This window comes from uncultured Clostridium sp., from assembly GCF_963515715.1.
Lineage (GTDB): Bacteria > Bacillota > Clostridia > Clostridiales > Clostridiaceae > Clostridium_AW.
Map to the genome: position 1 here is coordinate 36811 of NZ_CAUPZS010000010.1, position 21010 is coordinate 57820.

25 protein-coding genes are annotated in these 21010 nt (G+C 30.1%); 21 read left to right on the top strand and 4 right to left on the bottom strand.

Annotated elements, in window-relative coordinates; translation table 11 throughout:
* The first annotated feature begins 66 nt into the window (after positions 1–66).
* The 18 genes from RYO54_RS09035 (at position 67) to RYO54_RS09120 (ending at position 15483) form a co-directional block, all read left to right on the top strand.
* Positions 67–1896: a hypothetical protein gene (locus RYO54_RS09035; protein WP_315117780.1), complete on the top strand. Its 1830-nt coding sequence runs from the start codon at positions 67–69 to the stop codon at positions 1894–1896.
* Positions 1896–2552 (top strand): LysM peptidoglycan-binding domain-containing protein, encoded by a 657-nt coding sequence (locus RYO54_RS09040; protein WP_315117783.1) that lies wholly within the window; start codon positions 1896–1898, stop codon positions 2550–2552. Before RYO54_RS09035 ends, RYO54_RS09040 begins: the two co-directional genes overlap by 1 nt.
* An 8-nt stretch (positions 2553–2560) precedes the next feature.
* Positions 2561–3535 (top strand): hypothetical protein, encoded by a 975-nt coding sequence (locus RYO54_RS09045; RefSeq protein WP_315117785.1) that lies wholly within the window; start codon positions 2561–2563, stop codon positions 3533–3535.
* 2 nt (positions 3536–3537) lie between these two features.
* Complete coding sequence (locus RYO54_RS09050; protein ID WP_315117787.1) at positions 3538–3870, top strand: DUF2577 domain-containing protein; 333 nt, start codon at positions 3538–3540, stop codon at positions 3868–3870.
* Between the two features lie 3 nt (positions 3871–3873).
* Entirely contained in the window at positions 3874–4278 is a 405-nt protein-coding gene (locus tag RYO54_RS09055; protein WP_315117791.1) for a DUF2634 domain-containing protein, read from the top strand.
* Positions 4279–5322 carry a baseplate J/gp47 family protein gene (locus RYO54_RS09060; RefSeq protein WP_315117794.1) on the top strand — a complete coding sequence of 348 codons (1044 nt, stop codon included), beginning with the start codon at positions 4279–4281 and terminating at the stop codon, positions 5320–5322.
* 4 nt (positions 5323–5326) lie between these two features.
* Complete coding sequence (locus RYO54_RS09065) at positions 5327–8053, top strand: hypothetical protein (RefSeq protein WP_315117798.1); 2727 nt, start codon at positions 5327–5329, stop codon at positions 8051–8053.
* A gap of 3 nt (positions 8054–8056) precedes the next feature.
* Complete coding sequence (locus RYO54_RS09070) at positions 8057–8674, top strand: YmfQ family protein (RefSeq protein WP_315117800.1); 618 nt, start codon at positions 8057–8059, stop codon at positions 8672–8674.
* 11 nt (positions 8675–8685) lie between these two features.
* Positions 8686–9732 carry a hypothetical protein gene (locus tag RYO54_RS09075; protein ID WP_315117802.1) on the top strand — a complete coding sequence of 349 codons (1047 nt, stop codon included), beginning with the start codon at positions 8686–8688 and terminating at the stop codon, positions 9730–9732.
* The gene (locus RYO54_RS09080; protein WP_315117803.1) at positions 9732–10019 is read left to right on the top strand and encodes a hypothetical protein; all 288 of its coding nucleotides are present in this window, start codon (positions 9732–9734) and stop codon (positions 10017–10019) included. The genes RYO54_RS09075 and RYO54_RS09080 overlap by 1 nt, the downstream gene beginning before the upstream one ends.
* A gap of 1 nt (position 10020) precedes the next feature.
* On the top strand, positions 10021–10155 hold the full coding sequence (locus RYO54_RS09085) for a hypothetical protein (protein ID WP_315117806.1): 135 nt from the start codon (positions 10021–10023) through the stop codon (positions 10153–10155).
* A gap of 253 nt (positions 10156–10408) precedes the next feature.
* Positions 10409–10891 carry a hypothetical protein gene (locus tag RYO54_RS09090; RefSeq protein WP_315117808.1) on the top strand — a complete coding sequence of 161 codons (483 nt, stop codon included), beginning with the start codon at positions 10409–10411 and terminating at the stop codon, positions 10889–10891.
* 256 nt (positions 10892–11147) lie between these two features.
* Positions 11148–11891: a hypothetical protein gene (locus RYO54_RS09095; protein WP_315117811.1), complete on the top strand. Its 744-nt coding sequence runs from the start codon at positions 11148–11150 to the stop codon at positions 11889–11891.
* A gap of 186 nt (positions 11892–12077) precedes the next feature.
* Positions 12078–13703, top strand: coding sequence for a hypothetical protein (locus tag RYO54_RS09100; protein WP_315117815.1), 1626 nt, complete (start codon positions 12078–12080; stop codon positions 13701–13703).
* 13 nt (positions 13704–13716) lie between these two features.
* Positions 13717–14004 (top strand): hypothetical protein, encoded by a 288-nt coding sequence (locus RYO54_RS09105; RefSeq protein WP_315117818.1) that lies wholly within the window; start codon positions 13717–13719, stop codon positions 14002–14004.
* Between the two features lie 11 nt (positions 14005–14015).
* On the top strand, positions 14016–14162 hold the full coding sequence (locus RYO54_RS09110) for a hypothetical protein (RefSeq protein WP_315117820.1): 147 nt from the start codon (positions 14016–14018) through the stop codon (positions 14160–14162).
* A 101-nt stretch (positions 14163–14263) separates the two neighbouring features.
* Positions 14264–14698, top strand: a complete 435-nt coding sequence (locus RYO54_RS09115) for a phage holin family protein (protein WP_315117823.1) — start codon at positions 14264–14266, stop codon at positions 14696–14698.
* A gap of 17 nt (positions 14699–14715) precedes the next feature.
* On the top strand, positions 14716–15483 hold the full coding sequence (locus RYO54_RS09120) for a peptidoglycan recognition family protein (RefSeq protein ID WP_315117826.1): 768 nt from the start codon (positions 14716–14718) through the stop codon (positions 15481–15483).
* Positions 15484–15623: 140 nt separating this feature from the next.
* On the opposite strand, the gene RYO54_RS09125 is transcribed toward RYO54_RS09120, so the two are convergent.
* Both RYO54_RS09125 and RYO54_RS09130 read right to left on the bottom strand, forming a co-directional pair.
* Positions 15624–16316 carry a TraX family protein gene (locus RYO54_RS09125; protein ID WP_315117828.1) on the bottom strand — a complete coding sequence of 231 codons (693 nt, stop codon included), beginning with the start codon at positions 16314–16316 and terminating at the stop codon, positions 15624–15626.
* An 80-nt stretch (positions 16317–16396) separates the two neighbouring features.
* On the bottom strand, positions 16397–17095 hold the full coding sequence (locus tag RYO54_RS09130; RefSeq protein ID WP_315117830.1) for a cyclic nucleotide-binding domain-containing protein: 699 nt from the start codon (positions 17093–17095) through the stop codon (positions 16397–16399).
* A 280-nt stretch (positions 17096–17375) separates the two neighbouring features.
* Between RYO54_RS09130 and RYO54_RS09135 the strand changes: the two genes are divergently transcribed.
* Positions 17376–17798 carry a DMT family transporter gene (locus RYO54_RS09135; protein WP_315117832.1) on the top strand — a complete coding sequence of 141 codons (423 nt, stop codon included), beginning with the start codon at positions 17376–17378 and terminating at the stop codon, positions 17796–17798.
* An 11-nt stretch (positions 17799–17809) separates the two neighbouring features.
* A complete protein-coding gene (locus RYO54_RS09140) occupies positions 17810–18268 on the top strand; it encodes a DMT family transporter (protein WP_315117834.1) in 459 nt (152 codons plus the stop codon).
* 44 nt (positions 18269–18312) lie between these two features.
* On the opposite strand, the gene RYO54_RS09145 is transcribed toward RYO54_RS09140, so the two are convergent.
* On the bottom strand, positions 18313–18675 hold the full coding sequence (locus RYO54_RS09145) for a phage holin family protein (RefSeq protein WP_399549278.1): 363 nt from the start codon (positions 18673–18675) through the stop codon (positions 18313–18315).
* A 163-nt stretch (positions 18676–18838) separates the two neighbouring features.
* Positions 18839–20035: a DEAD/DEAH box helicase gene (locus RYO54_RS09150; protein ID WP_315117838.1), complete on the bottom strand. Its 1197-nt coding sequence runs from the start codon at positions 20033–20035 to the stop codon at positions 18839–18841.
* Positions 20036–20305: 270 nt separating this feature from the next.
* Here RYO54_RS09150 and RYO54_RS09155 point away from each other — a divergent pair, with 270 nt between their 5' ends.
* The gene (locus tag RYO54_RS09155) at positions 20306–20764 is read left to right on the top strand and encodes a response regulator (RefSeq protein ID WP_315117840.1); all 459 of its coding nucleotides are present in this window, start codon (positions 20306–20308) and stop codon (positions 20762–20764) included.
* The last annotated feature ends 246 nt before the right edge of the window (positions 20765–21010 follow it).

Consider the following 21010-nt stretch of genomic DNA (forward strand, 5'->3'; position numbering starts at 1 on the left):
TATGAATCTAAAATTAAAAAAGTAACTTAATAATAAAAACACTTACATTTTGTAGGTGTTTTTATTATGTATAAAAGTGAGGTGATAATTATAGAAGCGGCATTGACGAATTTAAGAATGTTTGAACAAATTACAACACCCCTATACCAAGTGACAAGAGCAGCGGAGATCTCAGTATTAGCTATAGATGATGTGAGTGATAGTTTAGATAGAGGAGCGGATTCTTCTAATGGATTATCAAGTAAGCTCAAAGACTTGATAAGCAATTTTTTAGGATTTGAAAATATAAAAAAAGGATTATATACAGCTATAGAGGGAGCAGCTAGATTAGAGAGAGAAATTATTAACATGGGCAATACATTAGGCAATAAAGATATTGGAAAGGCTTTCTTTTTAAATTTAAATAAACATGCCAATGAAAGTGCATATAGTATAGAAGAATTTAATGCTGTAACAAGACAATTTAGTAATTCTACGAGGAATCCTAAGAAATTAATGGATTTAAATAAGGCATCTGAAAAACTTACGCTATTAGACCCAGGGCAAGGATTAGAAGGGGCGGGAAGTGCGCTAAAAGAGGCTCTTGGGGGAGACTATACTTCATTGCAAAGTAATTTTAAATTTAATGATGGTGACACTCAAATGCTTCAAAGTGCCGAAGGTATGGATGATTTCATAAATAAGTTTAATATTTTATTAGAGAAAAAAGGTGCTACAGAGCAGGCTTTAGAAGAATTAAATACATCAGCTTTAGTACAGTTTAATAATATTAAGTCTAGTCTAGAGACTGCTTTTTTACAAACAGGTAGCAATGCTTTAGAAGCTTTAAAACCTATTTTAAGTACGATTAATGAATGGTTTAGAGAAGGGAGATTCCAACCGTTCTTTGATTTTATAAGTGCAGGATTCTCAGTAATAGCAACTATAGGAACATGGGCATTTAGTTTAATTTCAAATAGCATAGATGTTGTTATAGATAATATGAATTTTATAACAGATATAGTCTACAATTTAGCAATAATTCTATTGGGATTGTCCCCTATAATATTAGGGTTAGCAGCAGCATGGGGAATTTATAATGCTATAGTGTTTATAACAGGAACATTGATACCTGCAATACAGGCATTAATGACTGGGTGGTCTTTTGTAACACTTCGGCTAGCAGGTGCTTTGGCATTAGCGACCATAAAACACAGACTATTTTATCTTGTCGCATCATTAAATCCTATAGGAGTTGTAATTGGATTAATAGTAGGACTAATAAGTGCTATGCTAGCTTTTAGCGCTGTAACAAACGGAATCAGAAAAACCTTTGCAGATGCATTTGGGTATATAGTTGATATAGCGCAATGGGCTGTAAATGCTATGATAAATATATTAAATGGTGCAATTAAAGGGATAAATAATGTTTCAAGCTTTTTCGCTAACCTGCTTGGAGTAGAAGCAAAACAGATAAAAGAAATAGAATATAGAGCTGATTTTAGTAAGTTTAAAGCATCAGGACAAGACTTTATTGAAAATGCAACTATTGATGATATAAAAGCTAAATTTGGATTAGATAAATTATCAGATCTTCAAGATCCTTTGGAAAATTATGCAGATGACTCAAATGAATTATTAAATAATTTGAATACAGATCAAAAAGATGGTCTAGCACTGGCGAATAATAACCTTGGCCAAATTAAAGATAGTGTAGATATAAGTAATGAACATTTGGAGCTTATGAGAGATTTAGCAGAGCAGGAAAGTATACAAAACTTTGTAACTTTGACTCCTACAGTGCAAGTGACTACAGGAGATGTAAAAGAGGAAGCGGATATTAATAAAATAATATCTAGGATAGAGAATTACATGCAAACCGAATTGGTTAATAGTGCAGAGGGGGTATATGCTTAATGTACAAGATGTATTTAGGAATAAACGATGGGGAAGAAGGTTTTACTCTTCCTGTACTCCCTGAAAAAATAGAATTTAGTGAAAGTGGGGATAACAAAACCTTTGATATTATAAATTTAGGAGAGATTAGCTCAATAAATAAACCTAAATTGACTCAAATATCTTTTGAAAGTTATTTCCCTAAGAATATAGGGCCATATGTGAGTTCAGAGCAACTATTTTCTCCTAATGTTTACATTTCTAAGATGAGGGAGTGGAGAGAAAAGAAGCAAAAGATAAGATTTATATTTACAGGAAGTCCTTTGGATATTAATGATTTATTTACTATAGAGAATTTAAAGCTAACAGAAAAAGGTGGAGAAGTAGGAGATATATATTATTCCATAGAGCTTAAGGTTTATAGGCCTTATTCAGCGAAGAAAGTAGTCATAGATAATAAACAAAATAATACTAATAAGGCTACTGCAAAATCTAAGCCTTCAAGGCCAGTGGAAAAACCAAAGCAAAAAATACATACTGTTGTTAGTGAAGATACATTGTGGCACATTGCTAAAAGGTACCTTGGCGATGGTGCTAGATATCCGGAAATAGCAAAACTAAATAATATTAAAAACCCTGATCTAATATATCCAGGGCAAGTATTTAAGATACCGTAGGTGATATTATGCAAATTGAATTATTGTTAGATAATAAAAACGGAAATATGTTTAATATATCGGAACTTATTACAGAAGTTACATGGAAAACTAAAAGAAGAGGTAAACCCTCCAGTTTAGATTTTAACTTCTTAAAAGACAAATCCATATCTATAAATAATGGTGATGTAGTAAGTTTTAAAGTAGATGACCATAAAGTCTTCTATGGATATGTATTTGATATAAGTGGCAGCAAAGAGCAAGAAATAAAAGTAACAGCATATGATCAAATAAGATATTTACTAAGCAATGACTTCTATGTTTTTACTAATAAAAAAGCTAGCCAAATAATAATGAAGATTGCTAAAGATGTAGGATTGACAATAGGTAATATAGAGGATACAGCATATGTCATACCAAGTTTATTAGAGGATAATAAAAAACTTTTAGATATAATGTACAGTGCATTAGAAAAGACATTAATGAGTACAGGAAAAACTTATACACTATATGATGACTTTGGAGCTCTTTATTTAAAAAATATAAACAATATGAAACAAAAAATTGTAATTTCTGATGACAGCAATTTAGGTAACTATGATTGGAAAAATAGCATAGACAATGATACTTATAATAAGGTAAAAATAGTTAGGGATAATAAAGATACTAATCGTAGAGATATTTATATTGCACAAGATAGCAAAAATATAGCTAAGTGGGGAAGATTGCAATATTTCCACAAGGTAGATGAAAATATGAATAAAGCACAAATACAAGAAATGGTTAATAATACATTAAAGCTTAAGAACAGAGAAACTAAAACTTTGAAATTAAAAGATGTAGTAAGCACAGATATTAAGGAAGATTTAAAGCTGAGAGCAGGGGCAGGGGTATATGTAGAAATAAAAGAAAAGGGCATAAGTCAATATTATTTAATAGAAGATGCTACACATAAATTTGACCAAGGAAATTTAATTATGGATTTTGATTTAAAGGTGGTGTAGATATGGGAATGATAGATATTATAAAGAAGGCTGGAGTGGATGCAGTAGGAGCAAACAATCCAGTTAATATTTTGTTTGGAGAAGTGTTAAATGTAGAAGAGCTTAAAATAAAGATAGATCAAAAGTTTATATTATCTAAAGAATTTTTTATTATCCCACAAAGTTTAATTAAATATGAAATAGATTTAAGCCATAGTCATAGCTATTCAAATGGTTCAACATCTAAAGAACTAAATAAAATAGTTATTAGAGAAGGGCTTAAACAAGGGGATAAGGTATTGCTTTTAAGAGTACAAGGCGGCCAGCAATATGTCATCCTAGATAAGGTGGTGTAACAATTGAGTATATTACCACAGGGAGCAACAATAGAAAATGATTTAGAAATAGCAGAAGAAATTGAAGCAACAAGAACCTATAAAATTGACTTTGAAAAAGGAAAAGTAGTAGGGTATTGTGATGAAGTGGAAGCACTTAGGCAAGCTATACAATTAATATTAAAAACAGAAAGATATGAGCATCTTATATATAGCTGGAATTATGGCAGTGAATTAAAGTATTTAATTGGTAAGGATAGGGATATAACAGAAAGCGAGATTAAAAGAAGAGTAACAGAGGCACTTATGCAAGATGACAGAGTTAATAATGTGGATAATTTTATATTTAAATATGATAAAGATGGTGTAATAGTAAATTTCACTGTCTTTTCTATTTATGGAGAATTTACTGAAAGTGTGGTGAGATAGTTGTTTGAGGAAGTAAATACAGATGAAGCTATACTTAAAAGAATGATGGATAAAGTTCCTGATGATTTAGATAAAAGAGAAGGCAGTATAATGTATAATTCTCTAACTCCCATAGCTTTAGAGTTAGCTGCAGCTTACTCCAATCTAGATAGGTTCTTAGAATATACTTTTGCACAAACAGATACTCCAGAAGAATTTTTAGAAAAAAGGGTAAGTGAAATAGGAATGTATAGAAAACAACCAACTAAAGCTATTAAGAAAGGACAGTTTTATAATGGCGAAAATAAATTAATAGATATACCTTTAGGTAGTAGATTTTCTATAGATGATTTAAATTATAAAACAGTAGAAAAGATAGACAGGGGTATATATAAAATGGAGTGTGAGGAATTAGGAGCTATAGGAAATAAGCCAGTAGGAGTTTTAATTCCCATAGATTATATAGAAAATTTAGCCACCGCAAATCTAGGAGAAACAATACAGGAAGGACAAGATGTTGAAGAAGGGGAGGATTTATATAATAGGTTTACAGAAAAGATTCAAAATCCTACTACTTCGGGTAACTCCAATCATTATAAACAATGGGCTTTAGAGGTTACGGGGGTTGGTAAAGTAAAGGTATTTCCTCTTTGGGAAGGCAATGGAACTGTAAAGATCGTTATGGTGGATAGCAATAAAAAATCTCCTAGTCAGGAACTAATTAATGCTGTATATAACCATATAGAAGAAGTTAGGCCTATAGGAACTAAAGTTACTGTTAAAGGGGCTATGGAAAAACCAATTGATATAAGTGCAAAAATAATCTTATCTAATGGATTTAATATTGCACAGGTTCAAGGAGAATTCATTAAATTACTAGATACTTATTTAAAGGATATAGCTTTTGAATTATCTTATATCAGTATAGCAAGAATAGGAAACTTGCTTCTTAGCACTCCAGGAGTTTTAGATTATACAGATTTAAAGATCAATAATTCAACAGTAAATATGGGACTAAAAGATGAAGAAATACCAGTTTTAGGAACTGTGGAATTGGGGGTGTAAAAGTATGTATCCTAATAATATAGATAAGTTTATAGAAAAGTTAAATAAGATTGATGGAAACATCTATGTAATTGAAGAGGAAGTTAATTTAAAAGATGGAGTGTACGAAGGAGAATTAGAGCATGATAATGTAAGCAGTTCTAGTGTAAGGGTTTATACTGGCTCAAAATTAACGGGAGAAAAACTAGAAAACTTTATATTATCTACTCCAAGTACTACCCCATGGAAGACCATAATTCGCCTTTATGGAAGTGTAGATAAAGCCTATATTACCTATGAAACACCTGGTGATACCATAGAAGCAGAAGATATAAATAAAGTTCAGGAAAGTATTGTTAATACCCAGAAAGCATTAAATAGTGAAGTAGAAAGATCATCTAAGGCTGAAGAAAATATAAATAAAGATTTAAACGAAGAAGCAGAAAGAGCTAAAAATGCAGAAAAAATTTTAACAGATAACCTAAATAGTGAAATTAATAGGGCTAAATCAGCGGAAGAAAAATTAACTAATAATATTAATGAAACAAATAAAAACTTAAATAATGAGATTACTAGAGCGAAAACTTCTGAACAGAATTTATTAGATGGCCTTAACTCAGAAATTAATAGAGCAAAGACTAGTGAAAAAACTTTGACCGATAACTTTAATGCCACTAATAATAATTTAAATAATGAAATTAATAGAGCCAAGGCTGCTGAAAAAGTATTGACTGATAATCTTAATGCTACTAATGATAATTTGAGTAGTGAAATTACTAGGTCTAAAAATGCTGAAAGTGTAATTAATAATGATTTGAGCTCTTATAAAACTAGTAACAATGCTGAAATACAAGGATTAAAAGCTAATGACACTGATTTAGAAAATAAAAAAGCTAATAAAACCTATGTAGATACTGAATTAAATAAAAGGTATTTAAAGGAGCAGGTGTTTACTAAAGAAGAAGTATTACAAAAGATAAAAGATGTTATAGGAACTGCTCCCGAAGCCTTAGATACCTTACAAGAGATAGCAGAGGCATTGAATAACGACGCAAATTTTGCTGGAACTATGACTAATGAATTAAGCAAAAAAGTTGATAAGGTACAAGGGAAGCAGTTAAGTACAGAAGATTATACTACTATAGAGAAGAATAAACTGGCAGGGATAGAGCAGGGGGCAAATAAGTATACACATCCTTCAACCCATAGTGCTGATATTATAGTTGAAAATGCAAATAAAAGATTTGTAAGTGATACGGAAAAAGCTAATTGGAACGCTAAAGAAACACCTGCAGCTTCTCAGACTAAAGCAGATACTGCTCTTAAGATAGCTAAGGAATATACAGATACTCATGATAGTAATGAGATAAAGCATATAGTAGCAACTGAAAGAACCAATTGGAATGAAGCTTACAGTAAGAGGCATGTACACAATAATAAATCTGTGTTAGATAAAATTACACAAGCTCTGCTGGATGCCTGGGATAGTTCCGTAACTCATATGGCGGATTCTATAAAACACATAACATCTACTGAAAGAACATTATGGAATACTGTAAGCAATAAAGTAGATAAAGTGACAGGTAAAGGATTATCAAGCAATGATTTTGATAATAGCTATAAAGGTAAATTAGATGGAATAGCTACAGGAGCTACTAAAATAGAAAATACCAGTACCAATGGAAATATTAAAATAAATGGAACAGAGGCGACTGTATATACTCATCCCTTAGGAACTAATCCTCATGGAACTACTAAAGGTGATGTGGGATTAAGTAATGTGGATAATGTTAAACAAGCTACTAAGACAGAATTTGATATACACGCAACCGATAGCTTAAAACATATAACTGCTGCTGAAAGAACAAAATGGAATAATAAGTGGGATTATAATGAAGCGATTATAAAAGCAGTAAAAGTAAATAATGCAGTTAATTCTGATACGCTTAATGGAAAAAATGTTAGTGACTTTGTACAAAGAAATTCTTTAGAGAGAATAGAGGGTACAACTAAAAATTTAAATAACTACACCTTAGGTGGCTTTTATAACATAAAAGCAGGTGTTCAAAATTATCCATTAAACCATGATGGGTATTTAATTGTTATGCCTTGGGATATGAATAATGGTAAGTTTTCTGGACAAATAGTCTTTGCAGGTGCAGGGAATCCAAATCCAGATATGCATTATAGATATTCGAAAAGCAATGATGCCAGTACTTGGAGTGCTTGGACCAAGATAGCTAAGTTTAGTGATTTACCAACAAAGCTAAGTCAACTTACTAAAGATATTAACTTTGATGACATATACTACACTGAAACTGAGGCAAATTCTAAATTTGCAACAAAACAGGAGTTAGAAAGTGCTGGATATGGAGATATGCTTAAGTCTATCTATGATAAAAACAATAATGGTAAGGTTGATGCGGCAGAGGTTGCAGATAGTGTGCCTTGGACAGGTGTAACAGGAAAGCCAGGTAGCTTTAACCCATCTACGCATACACACACTAAAGCTCAAGTAACAGACTTTCCATCCAGCTTGCCAGCTAATGGGGGAAAGGCTGATACTGCTACAAAGTTGCAAACTGCTAGAACGATTAATGGAGTTAGTTTTGATGGAAGCTCCAATATAACAATAACAGCAAATCCAAATTCTCATACTCATTCAATATCTAACGTTACAGGGTTGCAAGGTGCTTTAGATGGAAAAATGAACAAAGGCTCTATTACATGGAATCAATTAAAGGGGGTGTAAGCTATGTATGGATCTATAAAGTATGGTACTACTAAATATGGAGAAAAATCATCATTATCAGAAGAAGAAATAGATTTATACAGACCTAATCTTTTAGCTTATCTACCTCCAATTTTAAGAGAAATTAAAGAGTTTAAGGTAATAGATGATGTTGTGGGATATGAATTAGGACTCTTGAGTTGGAATATACAAGATTTACTTAAACAATGCTTTATTGATACTGCTACATGGGGACTAACCTTATGGGAAAAAGAATATGGAATTAACATAGATATAAGTAAGAGCTATGAGGAAAGAAGAGAAGTAATAAAAGCTAAAAAGCGAGGACATGGTACAGTAACCAAAAAACTTATAAAAGAAACAGCAGAAGCTTTCAGTGGTGGAGAAGTAAAAGTAATAGAACACCCTGAAAGCTATTCTTTTACAGTGCAATTTATAGGAGTTAGAGGTATACCAAAGAATTTAGCAGGTTTTAAGGATATATTAGACAATATAAAGCCAGCTCATTTATCCTATTATTTTAAATACACTTATACACTTTGGAATCATTTAAATAAAAAGGAACTAACATGGTTCAATGCTAAAGCTAAATCATGGAATGACTTAAAAGTATATGAATAGAGGTGATTATAATGAAAACTACAATTAACTATGGACTTAAAAAGCCAGAAGGTACAGATGTAGTTAATATTGAAGACTTAAATTACAATGCAGATATAATTGACCAAAAGATAAAAGAAGTAGATACAAAGGCATCAAATATAAAAGTGCCAGTAACTTCTGTAAATGGAAAGACTGGAGCGGTTACTTTAGCAGCTAGTGATGTAGGTGCAGTTCCTACAGGTAGGAAAGTTAATAGCAAGCCTTTATCAGCAGACATTGCACTAAGTGCAACAGATATAAAGGCAGCAGATGGGAAAACTTTAGAAGTTTTTAAGACAGGGGTTACGTCGGAATTGGCTCAAATTGCATCTGAACTAAATAAACATGAGATGGAGTTAGCTAAACTTTCATCTACAAATGGTTCCTTTAAATATTATGTTGATATTGTTAATGGTTCAGATACAAATGATGGTTTAACAGTTGCTACTGCTTTTAAGTCAATTAAATATGCGATAAGTAAATTACCAAGAACTATAAATAACTTAGTTTCAATATGTGTTTTAAAAGGTGATTATTCTTCCGAGGGTATAATATATTTAGATAATTTTTACGGTTCTGGTATTCTTACGTTAACTGGTTATGATGGCACTAAAGATATAGATAATGCTTCAAAAGCTGTAGATTATAAAGTAAAGGGTTTAATTGTTAGTGGTTGTTTAGTTAGGGTATCTGTATATGGGCTTTCTAGTAGTAGTAGTTATTTTAAGTCAACATGTTCAATGTCCGTAAGATTTTGGTATTGTAATAATACTTATACATCTCCTTATTCAACAGCATTTGAATTTGAAGGAACACCAAGTGGCGAAGTTAGGTATTGTATAGCTTCAAATAAACAAGTATGTGTTAAGTCCGATAAGTCAAAAGTTATATCTGGAAACTGGACTTCTGCTTCCACTAATAACAGTTTTGGTTTATCTGCTGTTGATGGCGGAGTTATTTCGAAAGACCCCAATTCATCTCAACCAGTAGGAACAAGTGCTAATGAAAATACATCTTGGGGAGGTGTTATAAGATAATGAAGCAACTTACTTTTAATGATGAAATATATGAAGCTGAAAAAATTATTAAGAGTGATTCTAATATTATAGGTTATACAGATAATTTCGAGGTTTTTGGTGTAAAAGATTTTTCATTTTTTAAATTAGGTGAAGGTCAGGTGTTTGACCTCCCAGACTTAACTATTGATGAATTATCTGAAGCATTAGCAGATAGTCAATTAAAAATTATGGAGCAAGAGCAATTGTTACAATCTTCATTACAACTTATTGCGGATTTACAAATACAATTAGCAGGAGGTAGATAGTATGAGTTTAAATTATAGGCTTTGGAAATATTTATTCGACAAAAAATTAAAGTTTGAAAAAGACATTTTGCTGGCTTATTCACTAGGTATTTTAACATTAGAAGAAAAAAATGATATATTAGATATTACAGATTAAGAATATGTGCAGAAAGAATTATGAATGGTGGATTAAATCCAAAAACAGAAAAGGTTTATGTTATTGATGATATAACTAACACTGATTACAGAAAAGCTGTTGAAGATTATATATTAAAGAATACTCCAGAAGTATAAGAGGTTTATATAGTATAATCAATACAAAATTGCCAATATATTTGACTTATTACATATAATGTAATAAAATAGTAATTGAACAGGCCTGTACTAAGATAAAAGAAAGGGTGACTATTATGAAGAAAATATTCCCTATTATTTGTTTGGTTATAGGCTTATTATTTTTTAATGTAAGTCCTGCGTCAGCTGCTGAACAATATATAAACTGGGAGACTGAACCTAATAATTATTTTGAAACGCCTAATTATTTATTACCTTATAGCTACAAAAGTGCTTTAAATAAAGGATATATTCAAGACAAGAATGATATTGATATATGGTTTTTTTTCGCCTCAGAGAAGAATTACAGAGTAGTATTGGAACCACCATACGGAAGTTTGTATGATGTGGCTATATGGGAAAAAGATAGATATACTAAAGAACGAAAACTTGTGGCTAATACGCGAGAAGATAACTTTGATATAGTAAAATATATTGATCTTCCAGGTATTTATGATGATGGTGTAGTACGTGAGTATTATATAGTAGTTCATTCAATATTTCCTGCGTTGAATCAACCTAATGAACCTTACATGTTAGTTATCGATGATACAATATAGCGTAAATAAAGAATCCTGTTACATTACAGGGTTCTTTTTTCGTAATTGAGTTAAATCATATAATGGGCAAAAGTTAAAAAGAAATTAACTATTTTTGTAGGAAATTAATATAATATTAAAATGTAACAAAAAAATATTTATGTAAAAAGAAGGTAATTGAAAAGAAATGTAGAATGATTAAATATAGCTAAAATTTTTAGATGGCCATCTAACCTAGAGGAGAGGGAAATTCATGTCTAAAAAAAATATTAAAACAATGTCATTGACATTGTTATGCTCAAGCCTATTACTCTTTAATTCTGCACCTGTATTAGCAAGTGAAAGTGCAAGTGCAAATGTAAGTGATAATATAAAGGTTGTTTCTATGGCTAATATGTCAAATAAATTAGTTGATGGGGGATCTTGTACACAAACAATAGAAGGTAAAGAACTGGGAGTATTCTCTGTAACTGTAAGTGATTCTGATTTAAGAAACTTAACAGTAGATAGTGATGCGGCTGTAAAAATCTCAATATTGCCAGATTATCCTGTGTATCAAAATTATGCTAGTTTTAACTCAGGAGAGTATAGAATGTTTAATACGATTGGCTGGCATTTTATCCCGATGATAGAGTATAAAATATTTGTTGAACCAGAAACTACAGCTGACGTAACAATAAGTATGTCGAGAGCAACAAGTGCATTAAGTTGGATTAATGTGGGTAACGGTACCATTAATGAAAAAAATTTACTTCAAAGTGGGCAAGTGGAACAATACGGACTTACCTTCAAAACATCAGGAACATATAGGATCACTGTACATGCTGCTGGCAAATTATTTGCAACCTATGGTGATGGCATTGATTCTTCTAACTCAAAAGCTGTGCCATTAGATAAAGAAACTTATGTTTTTGACAATCTTGAAATAAAAAGCACTGGAATATATATGATAGTTCTTGCTAATGGTGATCCTCAAAACAGCGGCAGTACTTACACTGTTACAATAGAAAAAATAAATTAAAAATTTATATCAGATGTTTAAATTCTTAATAAAACAATATTAAAAAACACTCTATTACTAGAGTGTTTTTTATGAATAATAGAGTTATATTACGACACAACTAAATAAACTTTAAAGGCAAAATAAAGACTGAAACATAGTCTTTTTATTTTCCCTATTTTTTGAAAGCAAGGAGGGTGATAATTAATGAAAACTACGATTAACTATGGACTTAAAAAGCCAGAAGGTACAGATGTAGTTAATATTGAAGACTTAAATTACAATGCAGATGTAATTGATCAGAAAATAAAAGAAGTAGATACAAAAGCGTCAAATATAAAAGTTCCAGTAACTTCTGTAAATGAAAAGACAGGAGCAGTTACTTTAGCAGCTAGTGATGTGGGGGCAGTTCCTACAGGTAGAAAAATTAACAACAAGCCTTTATCTACAGATATTGCACTAAGTGCAACAGATATTAAGACTAGTTCTGGAATTACAGTTGAGTCGCAATTGGCTCAAATTAAGACGGATATAGGAAGTGAAACATTACAAACAACTAAGAAGAATCTTAAAGGTGCTATTAATGAGGTTTTTCAGTCTGGCGTTGATGCTAAAAATAGTGTAGTTACGGCTTTAACGTCAAGTGGTGCTGATGTAACTACAGATAGTACGTGGGAGGAAATTTCAAATGCAATACCTACTGTTACAGGTGATTATAAAGTAGGCGATGAGATATATTTTCATAATATTGAACAGAGTACACCATTTGGTACATTGGTGAAGGAGATTTCAGTAGCTGATTTATATGAAGGTACTTCAACATTTTATAGGTCGCCTACATGTATAGTATTTAACGGTGATGGTAGTCGATTGTATTTTACTATTTTAGATTATATAACTGATGGTAGTTTAAAATCGAAAATATATTATTGGGATTTAACTACTAATGAAATAAAAAATATAGAAGTTAACACAACAGATGATTATTTATCTGTGTATAGAAATGTAGGGAAAGTTAAGGTTAATACTAAAAATGGTGACGTGTATATTCTAAGTGATAAAACAAGACTTAATGTGTATAATAGTAATCATAAAATTATAAGGACGATTACAAAACCAAAAATTGTTGACTTTGATTTTGACATGGATACTGGAAATATCTTTATACTTGTAGATACAGGTTCTTCTGGTTATAGTATTGAAATTTATAATAAATTAGGGGTATTAGAATCTGTTATTGATAATAAATCTTTGGGTGCATATTATAATTACATTTATTCTTTATTTTACAATAAAACATATAATTATTTGATAATTAGATATATACCAAGTGGAACAGATAACTACCACAAATTAAGAGCAATAAATCTAAATGATAATACAATAGCATGGTCTGGTGTTGATGCGTGGGAAAAAAGTTATAGTAATACTGATAAAGGAAAGGTGTCAGTAATGTACGAAGGAGAATATTTAGCTACTCTTAAAGGCTATAAAGATGGTTATTACTATGATAATACAGTATATTTAAGAAAAGTATTTGGAGGTTCTATAGGTTCATTTAGAATAGAAGAGGATACTACACGTGTAGCTATGTCTATTGCATTATATAGCAATGCTATTTATGCTATGGGCAGAGATATACACATGTTAAATTATAAACCAGAAAGAAAAGATAGATTACTTGATGGTTCTTATGCAAATAGAGATGAAGAATATTACAATAATGTATTATCTTTTAATAAAGAATATATGGCATATGTTAGTTATGGTACAAAAATAAAGATAGCTTACTGTGTCAATAAATATAAAATACTTAATAAATTGATGTTATAGGAGCGTGATATTTATGTCTAAAAAATTTATAGAAACTAGTGATAATAATGAAGTAATGATAATAATTTATAATTACGATGATTTAAAAGAAGATGAAAGACAAGAACTTGTTGGCAAAGGCTATTTAACTGAATTGGAAGTTCCTAAGCCAACAGAAGAAAATAAAATATGTATACTGCATTTTACTACTGATAGAGGTTTTTACTATGAGTATAAAGATATACCCAAATCAAAAGAAGAATTAATAATAGAACAAATAAACTCTTTGAATATAGCATTAGCTGAATTAATGGGATTATAGGAGGTGGTTATATGCCATATTGGAAAAAGTCTATCTTCGTAAACGCAATAAAAGTAAGAAGAAAAATAGAGAACAGAACAGCAGAAGATATAATACAAGAGTATACTAAATTAACAGAAGAAGAAAAAACAGAGATTTTAAATGATATAAATTCATAATTGAGTTATATTACGACACAAACTAAATAACTAAAAGGCAAAATAAGGACTGAAACACAGTCTTTTTATTTTGCCTATTTTTAGAAGCAAGGAGGGATGACATGGATAAAAAAGAAGTATTTAATGGGGTGATTGCAGGAGCTGGAACGTTTTTTACTTATCTTTGTGGATTTTGGGATACTGCTCTTATAGTGCTTATATCCTTTATGATATTGGATTATATCACTGGTATATTGGGAGGAATGGTATATAAGGATTTAAGCAGCGAAGTTGGATTTAAAGGACTTTTAAGAAAGTTCACTATAATGGTAGTACTCATTGTTGCAGTTTTATTGGATAGATTATTAAACGATGGAACTTGGGTATTTAGAACATTGGTATGTTACTTTTATATAGCAAATGAGGGAATTAGCATATTAGAAAATGCAGGCAGGTTAGGGCTACCCCTTCCAGAGAAGCTACTAGAGGCATTAGCCCAGCTAAAGGAAGGTAATAAAAAAGCTAACAAAGAAATCAATGGAGAAATTAATAAGTAAATAAGGGATTGATTAAGTTGAAGATAATAAAAACTAGTTTGAAAAGAATTGGTTCTTTAAAATGGGGTAATAAACCTAATAAGATAATAATTCATCACCCTCAGTTCTATGGAAATATTGAAGAGTTAAATAATTTAATGATAAACATGGGATACTCCATGATAGGATATAATTATTATATAAGAAAAGACGGTAGCCTGTGGGAAGGAAGACCTGTTGAAGCCATAGGAGCAAACTGTTATGGTCAAAATACTTGTAGTATAGGAGTGTGCTTTGAAGGAGATTATGATAAGGATAAAATTATGCCGGAAGTTCAGCTAAATTCAGGTATAGAACTAATAAAATATTTAATGAAAAAATATGATATAAAGGAAGTGGATGGCCATAGGGCTTATTACAACACTTCATGTCCAGGGAGATACTTTCCATTGGAGGAACTATTGAATGGAGTAAAAGAACATTCCTATATAAGTATAGATGGAGGGGCATATTCAAATTACAAAGGTATGCCTGCATTGAACTTGATTATTAGAGATTACTCAAAGGATATTTTTAGAGTTTTTGCTTGGGTAGACAATGATGAGGGAGCCAGCTGGGCTTTTGATATAAAACCTCCTAATGGTAATTATACGAGGTTATTTAAAAATACTAATAAAGTTATAAATACAAGAAATGGTGGGTTCACTTGTTCTAAAGGATCCTACTATAAAATTAAAGCTAAAGGCTACAATGGTATGGGAAGAGTTGTAGCAGAAAATCAAATAGTTATCAAAATTCCAGATTAAAATTAAAACCATGGGTAAGAAAAATTTATCCATGGCTCTTGTTTTTTATATAATTAAAATTTGTGCAATTAAAACTGAGAAAATTAAAATAATGATAGATTAAAAATTTAGTTTTATTCCTGTATATTCCTCTAGATTTTTTACATTATCTTTATTAAATATAATAATGAAAGGTGAACTGGATAGAAAGCGTAAAACAAATATTTTATATTAAAGCCTTTTTCTCCATTGTATAGTTTTATTGGTATTAATGCTAATATGGCTAAAAGTTGCATAAGTACATCTAAGGACAGTATATATTTAACAGGTACACCCATTAAAAATAAAATACCGCTATAAGCCAGTTGAGACATGAGTATAAGAAATATTTGATTCTTCGCCATATCTTTAAAATTATCATGGTATTTAAAGAAGAAGTAAATGCTAAATACTCCAGTGAAGTCTCCGTCTATGCGCAAGAAGAAAGCTGCAATGGCAATAACCCAAACAAAGGCGATTCTATATTTACTTTTAGAATTATCATAAAGGTATATAGCTATAAGTCCCAAAAACAAATCAAAAATAGTATTCAGTGCAAGAAAGTTTTCTCCAAAAGCTTGTCTAAATGCTAATGTAAAAGGTATTTGAGATATTAAAGCGCAAATAAACAACCTTAGCATGTACTTCTTTTTATTTCTAGTTTTTAAATATCCTTCTGCAATAAAAAAGCAGAATATGGGAAAGGCAAGCCTTCCTATTAGCTTAAAAATTATAACTTGTGGATAAAGAATAGTTCCGATATGATCTAAAAGCATTGCTATAATAGCAAAAAGCTTAAGAGTAGTTGAATTCATATAAATTCCTCCTGTATTTTTATTGATAATATAAAGATACAGGATAATTTTAAGGATTCTATAAAGTTTATATAAAAATTTTACTCATATATATCCCCAGCCAATTTTTCTAAAGCTTCACCATCTAATATAATTATAGAATTCTTATCTTTTTTAATTATTCTATCACTGCATAATTTATTTATGGTTCTATGAAGATGTCTATAACTGCTACCAAGTAGATCTGCCATTTCAGTTAACTTATCTGTTGAAATTCCGTTAATAGTATCACTCCATTCATCTTTAGATGAAGAAACGGCTAAAAGATAGCTGGCTAGCCTATTTTCTAGAGGGTAGAAAAGATTAATGGAACTAACTTTTGAATTTTTATCTAACTTATCTCCTAAACTATTTATTATATATCTTAAAAATAAGGTATCATCAAGGGCGAATTGGCGCAGTACTTTCATAGGTATGCAAACACACAAAGCTTTTTCTAATACTTGAACATTTGAATTGGTATAACTATCACTAACAATTTCAATATCTCCTATTATACTAAGAGGCTTATAAAATCTTAATAAGAGTGATTTCCCATTTTTAAGTAGCAAATAAACCTTAGTTTTACCCTTTACTAAAAAATAAAAATACTCTAGCCTTTCGTCTGATTTACATATATGCTCATTTTTATCGAACATATGCAATTCCATGTATTCCGTCATATCCTTTAAAAACATATCTTTAATATTGTATTTATCAATATAATATCTAAGTTTATTTTTGTCCGTAATTTTTTGCAAGACTATCACCTCAAGGTAAATTTTATACTTATATCAAGTGATTCTTAGCTTCAGCTGGAGTTTGCTTAAAAGGAATACTTACTCCAACTGAAGCTTAGAAGAACTTATCCAGAGACGTAGCATCCGTTATCTCCCACTGTAGAAGATGGGAGTATTACGGATGCTAGTCATCGGATAAACTAAAATAATTAATAAAATTATGACATATGTCCTATTATATGATTTTATTTATATTATAACATTAAGTAAGCAGAAATAATTTGAAATGGAGAGTAAATGTATGTATAAGTTAGGTTCCGTAATTATAGGATTTTTAATTACAATCATGGTCACTATAAATGGTGTTTTAGCCAAGGGTGTAGGAGATTATAAATCAGTATTAATAATACATGTGGTAGGTCTTATATCTATAAGTTTACTTTTGTTATTAAGAAAAGAAAAAATTAATTTAAAAAAAGAGATTCCTAAATATCTTTTCAGCGGAGGAGCCATTGGGGTTTTTGTTGTACTATTTAATAATATATCCTTTAATAAATTGGGAGCGGCTCTTACGTTGTCATTAGGTCTATTTGGACAACTCATAATGTCAGGAATAATAGATCACTTTGGATTGTTTAATATGGATGTAAGTAAGTTTAAAGTGGAAAAGATATTTGGTTTTTTGGTGATTTTTGCAGGAATAGTTGTTATGGTTATATATTAGGAGGGTGAGATATGATAAGTATTATAATCGCCTTTATAACTGGAGCTTTAGTTATTTTATCTATGGTAATTAACTCTAGTTTGGGCAAAAAAATTGGAGTGCTCCAAGGAACTTTTATAAATTATATTGTAGGATTGATAGGCATTTTTGTAGTGCTTTTAATTAAATATGGTGGAATAGGTATACCCTTTAATCACTTGCAGAGCGTACCCTTATGGGCATATTTAGGAGGAGCAATAGGGGTCATAGTAGTGGCAACTTCTAATATTATAATCCCTAATATTCCAACTATATATTCAACTTTATTGATTTTCATAGGACAACTTGGAACAGGTATAGTTATAGACTATTTAACAATGAATATGGTATCAAAAGGAAAGATTTTAGGAAGTATTCTTATACTATTAGGACTTTTATATAATTTTTATATAGATAAGAAAGAATTAGTAAAAGAACAAGCTGGTTTTTAAAAACCAGCTTGTTAATTTTAAAAAAGCATAAAATAATAGTAAGACTACATAACCCTTCCAGGTAATAATGCGTCTATTATTCCAATAACTAGAGCCGCCAATATAGCACCAATTATTGATACTCTCATATGAGGTACAAAAAGTTGAGTTACATATATTATTATAGCTGCTATAACAAATCCCTTAAAGCCCTTTCCAAAAGGTGATGCATCTGCACCCATAAAGCTTTCTACTAAAGCGTCTATTATTGTAATTACAACTGCTGCTAATATCATTGGCCAAAACCCTACTATAGTAAAGCCAGGTGTAAAGAAAGATGTTATTGCAAGCACTATAGCAGTTAATATAAGTCTTATTATATAACCCATTATAGTAGAATTAGTACCTTCAGCATTTTTATTGGCCATAATCATTTCCTCCTTTAAAATAAAAATTAATTCATATATATTGTGTGTATAAAATATAAAAATATTTAAATAATATGAGAAAATTTTTGACTTTAATTTATCATTACCTTAAAAATATAAAAAAATACATTTACAACTTAAGTTATAAATGCATTTTCATAAATTATTTAAATTTTTTTGAGTTATTATCTCGTTTTTTATTAATTGTTTTATTAGAGTTATCTATATCTATTAAATTTCCCTTATATATAGATTTGCCTATAATTTTTATATTTAAATCCTTTTCGTATTTTTTAATTGAGGAAACTTCCTTTTCTGTAGCTATAGAAATAGTAGTACCTAAACTACCTGCTCTTCCAGTTCTACCTGACCTATGTATGTATTCTTTTGAATCCTGTGGTAAGTCTAAATTAAATATATGAGTCACTTCTTTTACATCTAATCCTCTAGCTGCTAAATCAGAGGCTACTAATAATTGAAATTTACCACTTCTAAAACCATCTAAAGCTTTTTTTCTTTCTTCCTTTGAAGCATTTCCATATATTCCATAAGCATTGATATGATGATATTGAAGTTTTGCTGTAGTTATTTCTATTTCATCTGGTTTATTTATGAAGATTATACCTTTTTTAGGTTTCGTTGCAGCTACTAATTTTCTTAAAATCTCAATCTTGTCTCTTTGTTCACAGGTTACATAAAAATGATTAATATTTTCGTTAACTTGAACTTTTTCTTCTATAGTTATGACTTCGGGATCTTTCATTAAACCCTTTGCTATATCTAAAGTTCTATTGTTTATTGTAGCTGAGAAGGTCATAAGTTGCCTATCTCTCATTGTTGTTTTTATTACATCTTTTACGCGAAGTAAGTTGTTTTGGTCTAGCAATCTATCGCCTTCATCTATAACTATAGTTTTTATAGTATGGGCGCTGATTTTTTTCATTTTTATAAGTTCAAATATTCTTCCTGTAGATCCTACAATTATATGAGGTTTTTCTTTTAGTTTTTCTATTTGTCTTTTTACATTAACCTCTCCTATTATAGGGGTTGAAGTCACAGGAATTTCAGAATTTGTAGCTAAAAGTTTTATTTCACTGTCTATTTGCATAACCAATTCATGGGTTGGAGCTAATATAATAGCTTGCATTTCTCTTTTTTCAGTATTTATTTTTTGAAATATAGGAAGTAAATAGGCTAGAGTCTTACCACTTCCAGTCTGGGACTGTCCTATAATATCTTTATTCTCTAAGGCTAGAGGAATGGCTTTTACTTGAATATCTGTGGGGATTTTTATACCACCTTTGTTTAACCCATCAACTAATTGAGGGTTTAAATTTAGTTTATCAAATGATATCGTCATACTTATCTCCTTTTGTTTATGTATTTAGAAATTATTATTTACTAGATTAAATTTTTTATATAGTATTTTATAAGATGATTTACTTATAAATTTTTTTCTTTAACATTATAACACATCTTCCATTACAAGAATGTAATATAATAACTTTAAAATAGGCAACATAAGTAATATAGGTAACGCATATGATGTTAAAATATGGTAAAATTGATATAATCTACTTAAGGAGGAGTCTTTATAATGAAGTTCATTAACCTAAAGGAGGAAAAATTGATGAGTAAAAGAATAGTAATAGCCGATGATGAACCTATTACTAGAATGGATATTTCAGAGATTTTGATGGAGGAAGGCTACGAAGTTGTAGGCACAGTCTCCGATGGATTAAGTGCAGTGGAGATTTCTAAAAAAGTTAATCCAGATTTAATTGTTATGGATATAAGCATGCCTGTACTTGATGGACTAGAAGCCTCAAAAACTATTATCGAAGAGGGAATAACAAATTGCATTATAATTATAACAGAACAAAATATAGAAGAACTTATAGATGCTGGAGATGAAATTGGCATTATGGGATATGTGGCAAAACCTATAAGCGAAAAAAAACTTTTAGCTACTATAGAGACGGCAATATTTAAAAGTAAAAATATGAAAAGCAATAGAAGATATATGAATAATATTGATGAAAAGTGGATGGAAAAAGTAGGATATGTGGAAACCCAAGTTACAATGTAATCAATAAATTAATATAAAATACATTAAGAACATAAAAAAATATAATTAATATAATTATTATGTTATAATTATATTAATTATTAAATATAGAAGTTAAACATAAAATTGATAAAGTAGTTATTTTAGTTTACTATTAGAAAATAAATAATGTATTAAATAAAATCATGTAATTATGAAGGGTATCTTTAAAACTAAGGTACCCTTTTTTTATATGGTCATTATAAACGTTAATATGGAGGAAAAAAT